12 protein-coding genes are annotated in these 16,343 nt (G+C 55.9%); 4 read left to right on the top strand and 8 right to left on the bottom strand.

Features of this window, described 5'->3' with window-relative positions; translation table 11 throughout:
- Positions 1-65: 65 nt before the first annotated feature.
- The 7 genes from pheT to D2E25_RS05945 form a co-directional block, all read right to left on the bottom strand.
- On the bottom strand, positions 66-2,672 hold the full coding sequence (gene pheT / locus D2E25_RS05975) for a phenylalanine--tRNA ligase subunit beta (RefSeq protein ID WP_125980819.1): 2,607 nt from the start codon (positions 2,670-2,672) through the stop codon (positions 66-68).
- 7 nt (positions 2,673-2,679) lie between these two features.
- Positions 2,680-3,747 (bottom strand): phenylalanine--tRNA ligase subunit alpha, encoded by a 1,068-nt coding sequence (pheS, locus tag D2E25_RS05970; protein ID WP_125980817.1) that lies wholly within the window; start codon positions 3,745-3,747, stop codon positions 2,680-2,682.
- A gap of 87 nt (positions 3,748-3,834) precedes the next feature.
- Positions 3,835-4,728 carry a TrmH family RNA methyltransferase gene (locus tag D2E25_RS05965; protein WP_125980815.1) on the bottom strand — a complete coding sequence of 298 codons (894 nt, stop codon included), beginning with the start codon at positions 4,726-4,728 and terminating at the stop codon, positions 3,835-3,837.
- 62 nt (positions 4,729-4,790) lie between these two features.
- Entirely contained in the window at positions 4,791-5,645 is an 855-nt protein-coding gene (locus tag D2E25_RS05960) for an energy-coupling factor transporter transmembrane component T family protein (RefSeq protein WP_420897330.1), read from the bottom strand.
- Positions 5,642-7,210 carry an ABC transporter ATP-binding protein gene (locus tag D2E25_RS05955; RefSeq protein ID WP_125980813.1) on the bottom strand — a complete coding sequence of 523 codons (1,569 nt, stop codon included), beginning with the start codon at positions 7,208-7,210 and terminating at the stop codon, positions 5,642-5,644. The genes D2E25_RS05960 and D2E25_RS05955 overlap by 4 nt, the downstream gene beginning before the upstream one ends.
- Positions 7,211-7,213: 3 nt before the next feature.
- Positions 7,214-7,840, bottom strand: a complete 627-nt coding sequence (locus tag D2E25_RS05950) for an ECF transporter S component (protein ID WP_125980811.1) — start codon at positions 7,838-7,840, stop codon at positions 7,214-7,216.
- Positions 7,841-8,133: 293 nt separating this feature from the next.
- Positions 8,134-9,498: a dipeptidase gene (locus D2E25_RS05945; RefSeq protein ID WP_125980809.1), complete on the bottom strand. Its 1,365-nt coding sequence runs from the start codon at positions 9,496-9,498 to the stop codon at positions 8,134-8,136.
- Between the two features lie 134 nt (positions 9,499-9,632).
- Between D2E25_RS05945 and D2E25_RS05940 the strand changes: the two genes are divergently transcribed.
- The 4 genes from D2E25_RS05940 (at position 9,633) to glnA (ending at position 14,573) form a co-directional block, all read left to right on the top strand.
- A complete protein-coding gene (locus tag D2E25_RS05940) occupies positions 9,633-10,241 on the top strand; it encodes a DUF3043 domain-containing protein (RefSeq protein ID WP_125980807.1) in 609 nt (202 codons plus the stop codon).
- 116 nt (positions 10,242-10,357) lie between these two features.
- The gene (locus D2E25_RS05935; RefSeq protein WP_125980805.1) at positions 10,358-11,872 is read left to right on the top strand and encodes an FAD-dependent oxidoreductase; all 1,515 of its coding nucleotides are present in this window, start codon (positions 10,358-10,360) and stop codon (positions 11,870-11,872) included.
- Between the two features lie 109 nt (positions 11,873-11,981).
- Positions 11,982-12,773, top strand: coding sequence for a DUF4191 domain-containing protein (locus D2E25_RS05930; RefSeq protein WP_125980803.1), 792 nt, complete (start codon positions 11,982-11,984; stop codon positions 12,771-12,773).
- Between the two features lie 351 nt (positions 12,774-13,124).
- Positions 13,125-14,573, top strand: coding sequence for a type I glutamate--ammonia ligase (gene glnA, locus D2E25_RS05925; RefSeq protein WP_277599950.1), 1,449 nt, complete (start codon positions 13,125-13,127; stop codon positions 14,571-14,573).
- Between the two features lie 108 nt (positions 14,574-14,681).
- On the opposite strand, the gene D2E25_RS05920 is transcribed toward glnA, so the two are convergent.
- Positions 14,682-16,301, bottom strand: coding sequence for a DUF2142 domain-containing protein (locus D2E25_RS05920; protein ID WP_164514742.1), 1,620 nt, complete (start codon positions 16,299-16,301; stop codon positions 14,682-14,684).
- Positions 16,302-16,343 lie beyond the last annotated feature (42 nt).

The raw sequence follows: 16,343 nt of genomic DNA, 5'->3' as shown, positions 1-16,343 counted from the left end.
GCACTCACTCCTTAGTTTGCGTCGTCTGCACTGCTGTCAGATTCGACTCGTGTTTCGACTACTTGTCAGGCGCGCAGCTGCGCACCGATTTCAGCAGCCTTAGCAACGATCGCGGCGCGAATTGCTTCACTGTCATCTGCGGTCAGCGTCTTGTCAGGCGCACGGAAGGTGACCGCGAAAGCCAGCGACTTCATGTGTTCGCCAATCTGATCGCCGGTGAAGACGTCGAATAGCGAAATGGATTCCAGATTGTCGCCTGCGGCTTCTTCAATCACGCGTTCCAACTGGGCTGCGGTAACAGTATCGGGCACCGTGAAGGCCAGATCCTGCTTGACCGGCGGGAACGTGGAGATTGGCTTAGCCTGTACCGGCTTGCCCTCAAGGGTGGCGAACAGATCCGTCAGGTTCAGCTCGAACGCAGCGGAATGCTGCGGCAAGCCGAGCGCTTCATCAACATGCGGATGCAGCTCGCCAACCATGCCCACAACGCGGCCAGCGGACACTACCTTGGCAGCACGGCCAGGATGCCACTGTGCAGGCACCTGATCGGCAGCAGGCTGGTCGAGTTCGAGATCAGCACCAATACGCTCGCCAATACGACGCACTGCTTCAACAGCGTCAGTCCAATCGACTGCACGATGTTCGCCCAGCCAACCAGAGTCGACTGCCAGGCCAGTGAACAGACCAGCAACATGCAGCGGCTGATCCGGCAGACCTGCGTCAAGCGCCTTCAGCTGTTCATTGCTCGGGCGCACGCCACCAGGCAGAGCTGGGATAGCCGGCGCATTCGGATCCCACAAGTACACGTGGCCGATCTCGTACAGGTGCACGTTTTCGATACCACGGCGCAGGTTGCGCTGCACAGTGGTTGCCAGTGTCGGCAACACATCGCGGCGCAGGTACGGGCGGTCGCCTGCCAGCGGGTTTGCAATCTCAACGCTCACCGGCTTGATCTCATCCGGGTTGTAGGAGAACGCCTTGAAGTCGTCGTCGCCAACAAACGGGTAGCTGAGCGATTCGATCATGCCATACTCGGCAAGCGTGTTCGCCACCCAACGCTGACGCTGCTGGTTTACAGTCAAACCGACAGCACCCTCAACCGGGGCTGGAGGCACGATAACCGGAATCTCATCGTAGCCAACCAGGCGGGCTACTTCTTCAACCAGATCGCACGGTTCATTCAGGTCCGGGCGCCAGCTTGGTGCCGACACCGAGAACTCACCATTGCCGCCACCGGCAACGCGGCAGCCAACATCGGTAAGAATGTCACCGATACGGTTGATATCGACATCAAGACCAGCCACGCGAGCGACTTCGCTAGCCTTGAACTGAATCGGACGGCGACGAACCGTGTTGTTCACATCAGTCGGATGCTCAGACGGATCACCGTTACCGTACTTCATCAGCAGTTCGCAAGCCATCTGGGCTGCGGCCGGCTGCAGCTGCGAGTCAACACCGCGTTCGAAACGACGAGACGCCTCGGAGGGGATCTTGTGACGGCGAGCAGAACGCGCGATAGACACCTGATCGAAGTGTGCAGCTTCCAGCAGGATGTTCTTCGTTTCGGCAGTCACCTCACCGTACAGGCCGCCCATCACACCGGCAAGGCCAAGAATACGAGAAGCACGCTGGCCGTTCGGCGAATCGGTAATCAGCAGATCCTCGGGGCTGAGCTCATGCTCCTTACCATCGAGCGTGGTGAGCTTTTCACCCTGGTTGGCGCGGCGCACAACAATCGGGCCCTCGAGCTTGTCGAGATCGTACGCGTGCATCGGCTGACCGAGATCAAGCATCACGTAGTTGGTCACGTCTACGGCCAGCGAAATGGAACGCATGCCAGCGCGGATCAGACGGCGACGCATCCAGTTTGGCGTGTGCGCGTTCGGATCAAAACCGTGTACCGCACGAGCCACATAGCGATCGCAGCCGACCACACCGTGAATCGGATTGTTATCTTCAATCGCCACTTCAATGTCACCGTGCACACCCGGCTCGGTAACGGGCTGCGGCAGACGCTTGTTCAGCTCGGTCACTGGATCAACGTATTCAGCGCCAGTGGAGTGGTGGTATTCGCGAGCCACGCCACGGTAGGAGAATGCGTAACCACGGTCTGGAGTGATGTTGATCTCCAGCAGCGGCTGATCGAGGTGCAGCAGGTGCATCGCGTCATCGCCCGGCTTCAAAGCCTTGTACTCTTCGGGAGTGAAGCCATAATTGCGCAGCAGGATGATACCGTCGTGGTTATCACCCAAGCCCAGTTCGCGCTCAGAGGCGCACATACCGTCAGAAATATGACCGTAAGTCTTGCGCGGTTCAATCTTGAAATTGCCCGGCAGCACGGCACCCGGCAGCGTCACGACGACCTTCTCGCCAGCCTTCATGTTGGGTGCGCCGCAAATAATGCCGCGCGGCACCTTCACGCCGTTCTCATCGACCGCGTTGTAGGCTGGGCCAACATCAACATGGCACCAGTTGATGATCTTGCCGTTCTTCTGCGGTTCAGGAGTTGCGTCAACCACGTAGCCGACGACGATCGGGCCAGTGACCTGAGAGGCGTGGATTTCTTCCTCTTCAAGACCGACCTTGACGAGGTCCTTGGCCAGCTGCTCGTAGGTCAGGTCCTCGGGAACAGACACGTGTTCCTTGAGCCAATCAATATCAACCATAGGCATGGGTCAATCACTCCCCCATCACAAACTGTTCGCTGAATCGCACGTCGCCTTCAACCAGGTCGTGCATGTCGTTAATGTCGTGGCGCAGCAGCAGGGTACGTTCAATACCCATGCCGAATGCGAAACCGGTGTACACGTTCGGGTCAATGCCCGCGGACTTGAGCACGTTCGGGTTAACCATGCCGCAGCCACCCCATTCGAGCCAGCCAGCGCCACCCTTCTTATCCGGGAACCACAGGTCAAGCTCAGCGCTCGGCTCAGTGAACGGGAAGTAGCTCGGGCGCAAGCGGGTCTTAGCTTCCGGGCCGAACATGGCAACAGCCAGCTTGTCGAGTACACCCTTGAGGTTGGCCATCGTCAAGTGCTTGTCAACCGCGAGACCTTCGATCTGGTGGAACACCGGAGTGTGCGTAGCGTCAAGCTCGTCGGTACGGAACACGCGACCCGGGGAGGCAATGTACAGCGGCACACCGCGTTCGATCAGAGCGCGCACCTGATCGGACGAAGTCTGCGTACGCACCACCATGTTGGAGCCCACGAAGCCAGCAGCATCACGAGCCTGGTTGCCCTTGACATAGAACGTGTCCTGCATCTGGCGAGCAGGATGATCCGGACCAAAGTTCAATGCGTCAAAGTTAAACCACTCAGTTTCCACCTCGGGGCCTGCAGAAATCTGCCAGCCCATCGAGGTGAAGAAGTCTTCAATATCTTCAATCACGCGCGAAATCGGGTGGCGAGCGCCCAGCGGCTTGCGGTTGACCGGCAGGGTCATATCCACAGTCTCAGCAGCGAGCGCAGCCTGCTCAGCAGCTTCCTTAAGCTCGGCTTCCTTCGGGCCGAACGCACGGCCGAAGTCGGCGCGCAGCTTGCCCATGAGCTTGCCGGCTTCCTTCTTCTGATCAGCAGGCAGCGAACCGATTGCCTTGCTGGCCTTGGTCATCGCTGACTCGGCTCCGGCATACTGTGCCTTAATGGCTTTAAGTTCCTCCAAGCTGGAGGCGTTCTGAATCTTGCTGATGCCCTCGGCAACCGCGTCGGTTACCGCTTGGGCATCGAAGAGAGCATTGTCTGCCACGAGAACCCTTTCATCCTTGTTCACTAGGTTGTTTTCTAGGTTGTTTTCACGCGCCAAAAATCATGGAATCCCAGCGTTTTACCGAGTTCACATTGTTCCTATATGGCTCGACATAGCCATGCTCATCAGCATGATCGCGGCACTAGTAGCTAGGTTAAGCGACTCGGCTTTTCCATACAGCGGAATGCGCACAATATGGTCAACGTGGCGTAATAATTCCGCCTCAAGGCCGCGAGCCTCGTTGCCGAAAATAACGGCTTTGGCATCGTGAAGCATGTCGCGCTGTGATTCCAATAGTTCAGGCAACTCTACGGGAGCATACTGATCGACACCGTATACGTCAGCTGCAATGGTAGTAATGCTGTGCTCAGCCGACCAGGTGAAGAATTCATCAGTGCCCATGCGCACTACAGGAATATGGAATAGTGAGCCGGCGGTAGAGCGAATTACTTTGGGGTTGAGCGTGTCAACACAGTCGTCTATGAACACGACTGCATCACAGCCTGCAGCATCGGCTGCGCGGATCACGGTGCCAGCATTGCCTGGGTCGCGCACCTGCCAGAACGCGGCGATGAACGGCTTGTGTTCGAAGTGAAGATTGTGCGCGTCTGACTGCATGGCTTCAGCGTTACCGACTGCGGCAATACCTTGGCAGTCAGGGCTGATACGATGCATCACTTCACGGCTTGCCGGATGCACATAGATTTTGGCCTGTGCGTGCCCCTTGCCGTTATGCTGAGCACTTTCGACGATCTGACGCAGTGTCTCGCTGTCGATTCGCGGACCGCGCTCCCCTTCAACAGCTTCGACATACAGATCACTGACAATTTCCGGATGCCACATTACGGCTTCGCGCACCGATTGCGGGCCTTCGATCAGGAAACGTCCGGAACGTTCGCGCGCTTTGCGGTTGGTTAACTCTGCGACGCGGCGCACACGGTCGGACTTTGGATTGTCAAGAATCTGAGCATTAATCGGCATAGCCACTACCCTACAGCAAAGCCCGCGCGAACGCGGGCTTGTCTACTGTCATCACCGATAGCTCACGCGCCTCGAAGCGGAGAATGCCAGTTGCCGGTAGCGATAGCAATACCAACAGCAGTCAGCGGAATGATAATGCTCACCACGTATGCAATCCAATCAATGGTATGCAGCTGCGAAACACGTGCTTGACTGCGCTCAGTATCACTACCAAAGCCTCGTGCTTCCATAGCGGTAGCTAGCTTTGTAGCACGGCGAATGGAAAGAACCAGCAGTCCAAATGCTTGAGAGAACATGCGCGCTACCGCATTGCCGTCGCCTAATCCGCGAGAGCGGCGGGAAAGACCAAGCGCTCGCCAATCTTCCTGCAGCAGTGTGAACATGCGGATACCGGCTAGGCCTCCGTACACGAATCGTGGCGAAAGATGCAGGATCTGTACCAGTCCATCTGCAAGATCAGTAGGGTCGAGATCCAACATGAACATCACACTAGGAACGGCAATAGCAGCCACACGTAAAAACGTTGCGCACGCAATATACAGTGATCCGTCACTGATCGTCACTGCTCCCCATGAGCAATAAATCGTGCCACCAGTACGGCCGTACATGGCAATGGTGATGAAGCCGAAAAATGCGCCCCACCACACTGGCCAAGTACGCCGCATAACTACGAGTGGGTTAATGCCACCGATCCACAGCAGAATCAGTACTACGCCGAACTGAATTGATCCAGAGACCACGTCCAGGGTAAAGAACAATGGCAGGCTCATAAACAGTGGGCATATAAAACGACTGACTGGATTGAGCTTGGCGATAAACCATGATTGTGACGCTGGCTTGGCCTGCTCGTGCCGCTCATCAGGAGGCGTTACGGTAATCGATAAGCTTGCAGTGTGCGGTTCAGCTGCGCTCATCATGCCTTCCTTTCATCGTGTGATGTCGGCTTGAAATGGATGGCAGTTGCGCCCAAAGACTCAACCAACGGCTCATCGTGAGTGACCATAATCACCGTGCATCCAAGGTCACGAATACCGGCGATCAACTTGACCATTTCAGACCACGTGCGAAAATCCTGACCGAATGTCGGTTCGTCCATAATCAAAATGTGAGGAGCTGCAGCCAGCATCGAAGCAACCGAAAGCCTACGCTTCTCACCACCAGACAAGGTGTATGGATTGCCTACTGCGAATCGGGTGAGATTCATACGTTCCAGCATCTCATCGGCGATCGCATACGCTTCCTCTTGGGTTTTGCCCATCGATTTTGGCCCGATCGCTACTTCATCGCGCACAGTATTGGCAGCGAATTGGTGCTCAGGCTCTTGGAATACCATGCCGATACGCCCCAACAGTTGGCGGCTTTTCCATGAGAACGGTTCCAAGTGATTGGGCTTGGGGGCGAGACTTGGCGCAATGGTTACATGCCCAGCTAGTGGCTTGAGCAACCCAGCCAGTGTCAATGCCAGCGTTGATTTTCCAGCGCCGTTCGGGCCCATCAATGCGTAAATAGTGCCCGGGTAAAAGTCAAGGTTGACTCCAGTACCGAGTGCCGTACCGCGGCCAAAACTCAAATCTCGGCATTGCAATACTGGCTCATCTGGGTCGAGGGAAGCTGTCAGTGTTGAAGATGCTGCTTGGAAATGAATACTATCTTGCTCAGGAGCATGCCCCGCACGATAGTCAGGAATATTACGGCCTGGAACCCAAGCGCCACCTTGAGCGAGCACATCGCCCATGGTGGAAAAGACTTCATCCGGCGTACCATCCGCGAGCACGCCGCCCTCATTATTGCCGCTATCGCCCGCAGTGCCCAGCACAATCACTCGGTCTACTAAGTCAAGCCACACATCAATATGATGTTCGACTACCACCATGGTTTGGCCGGTAGATTCAACCACATGCTTGACTGCATCATGTACTTCCTTGACGCCTTCAGGGTCAAGGTTCGCGGTCGGTTCGTCAAGCAGCAGCAAGCCGGGGCGCATTGCGAGCACATCAGCCAAAGCCAAGCGTTGACGCTGACCGCCAGACAAGTGACGCGTGGAGTGAGTCAGTTCGAGTGATTCGAGGCCAACAATATCGAGCGCTTCGCGAACGCGCTGCCATATTTGTGCACGCGGAATGCCCAGATTTTCACAAGCGAAAGCAGCATCATCGCCAGCACGTTCCAAAATAATCTGTGAATCAGGATCCTGCAGTACTAGGCCAGCTTTGCCGCGGGCTGAACGAACGTCCATGCCGTCAATGGTCAGCTCGCCTTCGCTTTCACCCTCATCATCACTGCCCAGCACGCCGGCCATCGCAGCCATAAACGTTGACTTACCAGCACCAGATGAGCCAAGTAGCAGCACACGCTCGCCTGGGCGAATCGTGAGGTTCACGTGGCGTAATGCGAAATCTTTGCGAGTAGAATGGCGCCAGCCCCAGTCGCGCGCTTCAACGCCGACTGGGGCTGGTTGCTCAAATTGTGTACGGTTATTCACCGATCAGACCAGCGCTTTCGTTCGACCTGATTCGAAACGATCCAGCACGCCAGTGGCAGCAATCGCGCGCTGTACGAACCACATGAGGATACCAGCGATTACCGCGCCCGAAATCACCGTGGAGATCAGGTAGCCCAAACCGTATGCGCCGAAATAGCCGCCTTCAGTACCAACGTAGCCACCCACCGGAGAGAACTCATACAGGTAGTTACCAAGACCTGCGAGCGCACCAGACAGGGTGACGGTCAGCGGGTTCCACTTGCGGTAGCGCACAGCAGCAAAGATGATTTCAGCGAATACACCCTGAACGAGGCCGATGATGATGGAACCGCTGATACCGAACACGCCACCAGCACCGATGATGTATTCGATGCACGCCGCAATCAGTTCGGCATAAATTGCAGCACCAGGCTTGCGCACGATCACCGCAGCCAGCGGGCCAGCAAACAGCCAGAATGCGCAGACCAGACCGCTAAAACCAGGAAGCAATGCGTCCAGAGCAGTGGTCGGAATCTTGTAGATAAGATCCCATCCAGCGAAAATCACACCGGATGCAACAGCGATGATAGAGGCGACGACGATATCCACAACGCGCCACTTGTAGTTAGCTTTGGCAGCAGCTTGTGCCATGTAAGTGCCCTTCTTCTCAGTGCGCGAGAAATGAATGCTTCCCGCGGATTGGTTCAGGCACGGGTAGGTAAGAGCGACAATTCCGTGGCTACGGCATTACCCGGTCACGTCCTATCGGTCGAGACGAAATGTCTCCTCTCAGCCGCCCTGATCGGCAGCTCCCGTGTCAACTCCCCGACTATAAAGCAAGCCGCCGTCAAAGGCAATACCAGTTTCGACGGCGGCTTATTATTCAGCACACATAGAAAAGCAAGAACTCTTGAGTTTTCCTTGTCTTTCCCTGTCTGTGCGCTTTACTTGCCCAGTTTGGCGAGCAGCAGTGCTTCAGTGATCACATTGTTCTTCAGTCCAGACAGTGAGATGGACTCGTTCGGACTGTGTGCGTTCGCCTTCGGATCCTCCGGGCCGGTAACCAGTACCTGCGCGGCGGGGAAGATACGCTGCAGTTCGGGAATGAACGGGATTGAGCCGCCCTCGCCCTTGTTAATCGGCGCGACACCGAATGCTTCCTGCATGGCTTCGAGCGCATCCTTCACCGCAACCGCATTCGGGTCCATCGCCCAACCCATGCCGTTTTCCAGCTTGTTTACCTCAACTTCGGCACCGAACGGTGCGTGCGTGGTCAGGAATTCAGCGAGCGCGTTCTGCGCGTCCTCTGGGCGCTGGTTTGGCGCGGTACGCAGTGACAGGCGGAAGCGGGTTTCGGGGGCAATAACGTTGAAGGAGCCTTCAACCGGGTGAGCGTCGAAACCGATCACCGTCATGCTCGGCTTGGTCCACAGGCGGGAGGCAAGCGAACCAGTGCCCGCAAGACGATAGGTGTCTACAATGCCAGCGTCAGCGCGCACATTTGCTTCATCAAGATCACGCTGCAAACCACCAATTGGCTCTTCGGCAGCGACGCCCGGCACTGCAAGGTCACCGTTCGCGTCGTACATGGAAGCAATCAGCATCGCCGCGAGCGTGTTCGCGTCGAGAATCGGGCCACCATACTGGCCAGAATGCACAGGGTGAGTCAGTGCGCGCACCGTCACATCCACGCACGTGTTGCCGCGCAGAGAGGTGGTCAGCGACGGAATATCCGCAGACCAGTTGCCGGAATCAGCAACAATAATCACGTCAGATTCAAATTCGCTAGCGTGTTCTTCGATGAATGGAATGAAGCTGGGCGAACCCATTTCTTCTTCGCCTTCGATGAACACTTTCACGTTCACCTTCAGATCATCACCCAACGCTTTGAGCGCGCCGGAGTGAATAGCAATACCACCGCCATCATCAGCCGAGCCACGGCCGTAGAGTCGACCATCGATTTCAGTGCCAACAAACGGGTCCGTATCCCATGCGGAAGCGTCCGGCACTGGCTGCACGTCGTGATGCGCGTACAAGAGCACTGTCGGCGCATTCGGATCAACCATGCGCGAACCAACTACTTCCCAAGCGCCCGGCGTACCATCCGGGTTATGCGACTGAACAACGCGCGTATCAATACCAACTTCGCGCAGCTCATCGGCAACAAACTCGGCAGAACGCTTCATATGCTCGCCGGTAATGCCTTCAGCAGAAACTGAGCGTAATGCGATTTTGCGCGACAACAGATCGACAATGCGATTCCAGTCTGCTTCAACGCGCTCGCGAATAACATCGGTGTATTCGGACATGCTTCTCCTTTGCGTGAGTATTGCGGCTACACCATTGCGCGATGCTTCCTCACCGGGAAGATCGCCTCTGAGCAGCATTGTAACGGTCGGGCGCCAACTGTAGGCGTCGAGGCGTGGCCGTAGTGTGAATGACCATGACAAGCAACCCGTTGAAGAATAAGGAAGAGGCTCAAAAGCCCGAGGAGGAGCCGAAGAAGGCTGATCCGAGTGGCCGTAAGGGCCGTCCGACCCCGAAGATGAAGCAAGCGCAGGCGCAGTCGTTGCGTCCGCTGGTGCCTGTAGATCGTAAGGCGAGCGCAAAGGCTGCTAAGGAGCGTATGCGCAAGCGCGAAGATCAAGAATATGAGGCAATGCGCACCGGCGACATTAACCATATGCCGAAGGTGGAGCGTCTGCCGTGGCGCGTGTACATTCGCGATTATGTTGACGCTCGTTTCAACTTGGGCGAATTCTTTGTGCCAGTAGCGTTTATTATCCTGATCGGTTCGATTCTGGTGACTTCGCTGTGGCCGCAGCTGTCACTGCCGTTGATGATTCTGCTGTACGTGTACTTGTTTGCAGTGATCATTGATGTGGCGATCATGTGGCGCAAGCTTAAGAAGAAGCTGGTTGCCAAGTTTGGTGAGCAGGCTGTTGCTAAGGGTTCGCGCTCAGCGTCGTATGCGTGGAGTCGTTCCATTCAGATGCGCCGCTGGAGGCTGCCGAAGCCTCGCGATCCGAAGCGTGGTAACTACCCCAACTGAGTTTTTCTAGGCTCCCATATGGGAGCCTTTTTGTTTGTACGGTTTGTTTTGCACGGTTCATTGTTCATGATGCGTAACATGGATGCGCGTTTACCATTGCTTGCAAAGGAGACAGCATGGTGCAACATTTTGATATTGCTATTATCGGCGCTGGCCCGGGCGGCTATTCGACTGCGCTGCGTGCCGCTCAGCTCGGCAAACGAGTGGCGTTAATCGAACGCGATACAACGCTAGGCGGCACGTGTCTCAACCGCGGGTGCATCCCGTCTAAAGCACTCATCACCGCGACTCATACCATCGATACTGTGCGCCGCGCTGCACAACTGGGTGTGAACGCATCCGTTAATGGTATTGATTTCGGTCGGCTTCGTGACTATCGCGAACATATCGTTGATACCATGACCAAGGGACTTGCTGGTCTGATCGCACATCGTGCAATCACGGTGTATCGAGGCGAAGCGGTTGCGCTGCGAACTTTGAACGTACAGAATGATGATTCTTCGCCGCAGAGCGCTCGCCCCATGCATGAGGTTACTATCACAGCCTGCCCTGTAACACGATTTATTAAGGCTGACGTGCCTGAGCCCTTGGATAATACGGTGACGGTAACCGCGCCCGATATTGTTGTAGCTACTGGATCCCGCCCGCGCCCGCTTCCTCATATCGCCTTCCAGGGAGCGCTGATCGATTCAACGCAGGCGTTAACTATTGATGAGTTTCCTGCCAGTGCTGTCATCATCGGCTCGGGAGCTATTGCGCTCGAATTCGCGTCGATGTGGGCGACAGCTGGCACTGACGTTACACTGCTCATTCGTAAAGACCGTGTGCTTTCCGGCTGGGATCGTCGCGCATCCATCACGCTGACACGCGAGCTCAAACGGCACGGGATCAAGATTGTCACGCACAGTCATGTCACACGTATTGATACGGGTGTCAATCTCGGCGCAACAGTTCACTACACGTGCGACGGCGTAGATGGCGAACAGACCGTTTGGGGTGAGCTAGCACTGGCAGCTATCGGGCGAGATCCAATCACTGATCTGCCATGGTTTGCACAGGCTGGTATTCGCCTTGACGCCAGCGGCATGGTGGTCACTGACCCGTACGGGCGCACGAACGTGCCTGGCATATGGGCAGTTGGTGATATTACCGAGGGTCCTGCGCTTGCACACCGCGCATTCGAACAGGGTATTACTGTGGCTGAATCCATTGCCGACATCAAGTCCAAGCCAGTAGATGATACGACCGTGCCGCAAGTCGTATTCTCATCCCCCGAGGCTGCCAGCGTGGGCTTAACACTCGATCAGGCACAGTTACGTGATGATCTGGTCAACGTGAGTGAAACCGTCTACCCGATGCTTGGCAATGCGCGCATGCTCATGTCTGGTTCTGCTGGCTCGCTGTCTATCGTCTCCGGTGAATACGCTGCCATGCCGGACACGCCTGTCGTGTTGGGTGTGCACATCGTCTCGCCGCTCGCGTCTGATCTGATTGCTGAGGCTGAGCAGCTGGTTGGCAACCATGTGCCGTTGCATGAGGCAGCGCGATTGGTGCACCCGCATCCCACATTTAGTGAGACGCTGGGCGAGGCGCTGCTGAAAGCTGATGGTCGACCATTGCATACGCGCTAGTTGAATATGCAAGCACGGTGATACCGACCACGCCGCTGACTGGTATGGACCAGCTCTGCTGGTAGACTGTTGGCTCAGTGTGTTCACCCGAAACCAAGCGAGGAAGTTGATGGCAGGTAAGGACGACAAGAGCGCAAAGCCCAAGAAGCAGAGCACGATCAAACAGATCATCCAGATCTTCAAGTACACCCACAAGGAAGACAAGAGCCTGCCGTGGCTGCTTGCCGGCGCATTCCTGCTACCGGTGGTGGTGTTTATTGTGCTCGGACTGGTGTTCCACTGGTCGGTGCTCAACTGGATCTTCCTGATGATCCTGGGTGTCATGATCGGCGTGCTGCTGGCAACGATTATGCTGACTCGCCGCGCTGATCGTGTTGGTTACCGTCAGCTTGAAGGCAAGCCGGGTGCTGCTGTGAGCGTACTGCGCAATATCAACAAGGCTGGTTTTGAGTTTCCTGAGCAGCCAGTGTGGATTGATCCGCGTACCAAGGATGCGATTTGGCGCGGTACCGGCTACAACGGCGTGTATCTGCTGGGTGAAGGTGACTACGGTCGCGTGAAGAAGGCAATGGATCGTCAGGAGCAGAGCATTAAGAGCGTGACCGCTGGCTCGCAGATTCCTGTATACCGCATCATGGTGGGTACTGGTGCCAATCAGGTGCGCTTGAAGGATGTGCGTCGCGCTGTAGTCAAGTGCAAGGCATACCATCCGAGCAACCACAAGAATAAGTTCATGGCGACGATTCATCCTCGCGTGCGTTTCATTCTCACCAAGGCTGAACTTGAACAGCTCAATGGTCGTCTGCGCACGCTGCAGACGAAGAGCGGTATGGGCATTCCTAAGGGTATTGATCCTTCTCATCCGCAGCGTGTCAGCCGTCGTGCCATGCGCGGTCGCTGATTAGCGGACGCGTTATGTCACCGTGCGGCCGCTGATTGTAGCGTCTGTTCGTGCAATCCCGTCGGGTACTCCCCCGACGGGATTTTTTATGCTCCATGCACGATGTTTCACGCGCACTTATCACCTGTTTGAAACGTTTGTTATCGTCTTGGCAAGTCCACAACGTGATACGTAATCGTTCTTGCACATTGAAACTGAACAATTACTATCCTTGGAAAATCGCCGATTTGACTCGAATTTTGTTATTTCGAAACATTTTCGTAACCGAAGTGACGAGCGGGCGAAACTCGTGTTTCTAGACTTACCTTCTGTAAGTTCTCACAACAAGTTCTCATGAACAAAGGAGCGATCGTGGCAGAGAATAAGATTTTCGCCCACACGCCTGAAGAGGTCGAAGCCCTGATTAACAAGGAGGGCATCGAATACGTCTCCGTGCGCTTCACCGACCTGATCGGCGTGCAGCAGCACTTCACCGTTCCGGCCAGCGAGTTCCTCGACAGCGCCTTCACTGATGGTATGCCGTTCGATGGTTCTTCCGTCCAGGGCTTCCAGGCCATCAACGAGTCTGATATGAAGCTGATCCCGGACGTCACGACCGCCTTCGTCGATCCGTTCCGTAAGCACAAGACCCTCGACGTGGCGTTCTCCATCGTCGACCCGCTGACCGACGAGCCGTACTCTCGTGATCCTCGTCAGGTTGCTGGCAAGGCTGAAGCGTACCTGAAGTCCACTGGCGTGGCTGATACCGCTTCCTTCGCACCTGAGGCTGAGTTCTTCATCTTCGACAAGGTTCGCTACGAGAACTCCATGCAGCGTTCCTTCTACGAGGTGGACTCCATCGAAGCTCCGTGGAACTCCGGTGTTGACACTGAAGAGGACGGCACCCCGAACCTCGGCTTCAAGAACCGCGTGAAGAAGGGTTACTTCCCGGTTCCGCCGTGCGATCACTACCAGGATCTGCGCGACGACATGGTTGCCAACCTGCAGAAGGTCGGCCTGCAGCTCGAGCGTTCTCACCACGAGGTGGCAGGCGCTGGCCAGCAGGAAATCAACTACCGCTTCAACACGCTGCAGCACGCTGGCGATGATCTGATGAAGTACAAGTACGTGGTGCATGAGACTGCTGCTCTGGCTGGCAAGTCCGTGACCTTCATGCCGAAGCCGATCGCTGGCGATAACGGCACTGGTATGCACTGCCACCAGTCCCTGTGGAAGGACGGCAAGCCGCTGTTCTACGATGAGCAGGGCTACGGTGGTCTGTCCAACATCGCTCGCTGGTACATCGGCGGTCTGATCAAGCACGCTTCCTCCGTGGTTGCGTTCACGAACCCGTCGCTGAACTCTTACCACCGTCTGGTCCCGGGCTTCGAAGCTCCGGTCTCCCTGGTGTACTCCGCTCGTAACCGTTCTGCCGCCATCCGTATCCCGCTGGCTGGCACCTCCCCGGCTTCCAAGCGTATCGAGTTCCGTGCTCCGGATCCGTCCTCCAACCCGTTCCTCGCGTTCTCCGCGCAGATGATGGCTGGCCTGGACGGTATCCTGAACCACATCGAGCCTCCGGAGCCGGTCGACAAGGACCTCTACGAGCTGCCTCCGGAAGAGCACGCTGGCATCAAGCAGGTGCCAGGCTCCCTCGCCGAAGCTCTGAACGCTCTGGAAGAGGATCACGACTTCCTGACCGCTGGCGACGTGTTCACCGACGATCTGATCGAGACTTGGCTTGACCTCAAGCGCGGCGAAATCGACCAGGCTCGCCTGGCTCCGACCCCGCTCGAGTACGAGCTGTACTACCACATCTGATAGATGGCTCTGTAGAGAGCTTGTCAGTTGAATGAAAAACCCTCCGGCTTATACCGGAGGGTTTTTCATATGTGTATGCCAGATGCCAGCAAATTGCTGATAACTGTCTTATCGGCGGCGCTTACGATTCTTTTTCTTTCGCGGCGTCGACTGGTTTGCTGATTTTGCCGGCTTTGCTGCTGACTTCCTTGACGGCTGTTCTGCTGGCTTTTCCGCAAGCCTAGCTGCTGGAATTGTTGACGATACCGGCTGCTGAGTCGTGTGCTGATCTGTAGTTGCCAACTGAGACGATGTCTCATCTTCTGCAGTTTCTACAGGCGCCGCAGTTTCTACAGGCGTTGTCGGCATTGCAAGTGCCGTTGGCGCAGCATCCGCTGTGGTCACGGCCGAAGACTCAGACTGCGCAGGCTTGCGTATATCGTCGATCTTCTTGTGCATACCAGCGTCGAGCCATGGCAGGGGAAGCATGCCAAGTAACGGCCATAAGTATCGGCCCTGAAAACCGCCAATACTCGCAATACCGTGCGTGAATGTTGAGCCTTTAGTCCATGTGAGCATGAGCGCACCAAACGTCGCTCCCATTGAAAGCCCGTACACCAATATCAAACTGATGGTCATCGTGTGTGTAGTCAGCCATCGCCATGCGGTTGCCACTGGCCCGCGGGCTGCTGTTGCATTGCTCGCATTGATATTGATATCTGCGTCATGCCGCTGCCCGCGCCCAGTAAGTATATATGCGAGCACGATGGGTGCTAGGTAAGGGAACATTTCGTCAAAGGGAACGCGCCACGTATACATCAGCAGATTGATACCGATCGTGATCACTACTTCCCACGGGTGCGCGAGCATCCACTGTTGATTCCATGCAAGATCAGTACGCGGCGAAGGCGCTACATACTGGTATTGCGACCACCAAAACGCTAACGCGCTCACTGCTGCCAGCACGCTCACAGTAAGCATCAACTTGCGCCACCAGATAACCGTTCGGTTCGGCAGTAACAACAATGGAATAATCAACGGCACGTACACGATTTTGACTGAAGCCAGCACAATCGTTACCAGTCCAGCTACTACCAATATCGGTGCTGGCACCGGTCGCCCGGCTCCCCCGCGCTGTGCTGCATATACAGTCAGTGAGCCGATCAGTAAACCAAGCGCAATCAGTGTGGAGTCAGCCATGAGACTCGATGCGCAGAATACTGACATTGGGTTAGCAGCAGCAATAAGAAACGCCCACCGCCATCGCCCAGCGAACATAATCGCTATGCAACATATGGCCACAAACGTAGTGAGATTCGCTATACGCCCCCATGTCAGCGCATCCCATAACGACAGGTTTTTCGACAACGCAAGTCGAATACCGGTGGCTTGTGGCGCATACGCAATAGGAAAATACTGATTTGCGCGAGCAGAACGCACCGTAACCACGTCTTGAGCCATTGCCGCAGTGAGCGCACGCCGCTGTTTGGTCAGCGCCTTGTCCTGCGGAATAACAATTTGTTGTTCCTCGTCATAGAGAATATCTGAAAGCAACGCGTTGCGCATATGCGAGCCGCGGCCAAGTACGGCTACTGGGCCAGTGATTGGCTGTTTGCGCAGCGTATTACCGTTGCGGTCAACTCTAGGCTCAATAGGATTGCGGCTTTGCCCAGTAGCCAATGCCCACGAGGCAAACACATGCATGTCTGGGTCCGGCATGGTCAGTGGTCCAACGTTTTGTACCATCATGGTTGCGCTTGTGCACACGATAGTAAGGAACATCAGTAAGCA

Source organism: Bifidobacterium goeldii (genome assembly GCF_003951095.1).
Taxonomy (GTDB): Bacteria; Actinomycetota; Actinomycetes; order Actinomycetales; family Bifidobacteriaceae; genus Bifidobacterium; species Bifidobacterium goeldii.
The sequence above is the reverse complement of the archived record's forward strand: the minus strand, read 5'-3'. Positions and strand labels throughout refer to the sequence as shown.

Bases quoted from the DNA above. Each gene is read 5' to 3' on its own strand.
- pheT (WP_125980819.1), bottom strand. From the start codon at position 2,672: ATGCCTATGGTTGATATTGATTGGCTCAAGGAACACGTGTCTGTTCCC.
- D2E25_RS05965 (WP_125980815.1), bottom strand. From the start codon at position 4,728: ATGCCGATTAATGCTCAGATTCTTGACAATCCAAAGTCCGACCGTGTG.
- D2E25_RS05960 (WP_420897330.1), bottom strand. From the start codon at position 5,645: ATGATGAGCGCAGCTGAACCGCACACTGCAAGCTTATCGATTACCGTA.
- D2E25_RS05950 (WP_125980811.1), bottom strand. From the start codon at position 7,840: ATGGCACAAGCTGCTGCCAAAGCTAACTACAAGTGGCGCGTTGTGGAT.
- D2E25_RS05945 (WP_125980809.1), bottom strand. From the start codon at position 9,498: ATGTCCGAATACACCGATGTTATTCGCGAGCGCGTTGAAGCAGACTGG.
- D2E25_RS05940 (WP_125980807.1), top strand. From the start codon at position 9,633: ATGACAAGCAACCCGTTGAAGAATAAGGAAGAGGCTCAAAAGCCCGAG.
- D2E25_RS05935 (WP_125980805.1), top strand. From the start codon at position 10,358: ATGGTGCAACATTTTGATATTGCTATTATCGGCGCTGGCCCGGGCGGC.
- D2E25_RS05930 (WP_125980803.1), top strand. From the start codon at position 11,982: ATGGCAGGTAAGGACGACAAGAGCGCAAAGCCCAAGAAGCAGAGCACG.
- D2E25_RS05920 (WP_164514742.1), bottom strand. From the start codon at position 16,301: ATGATGGTACAAAACGTTGGACCACTGACCATGCCGGACCCAGACATG.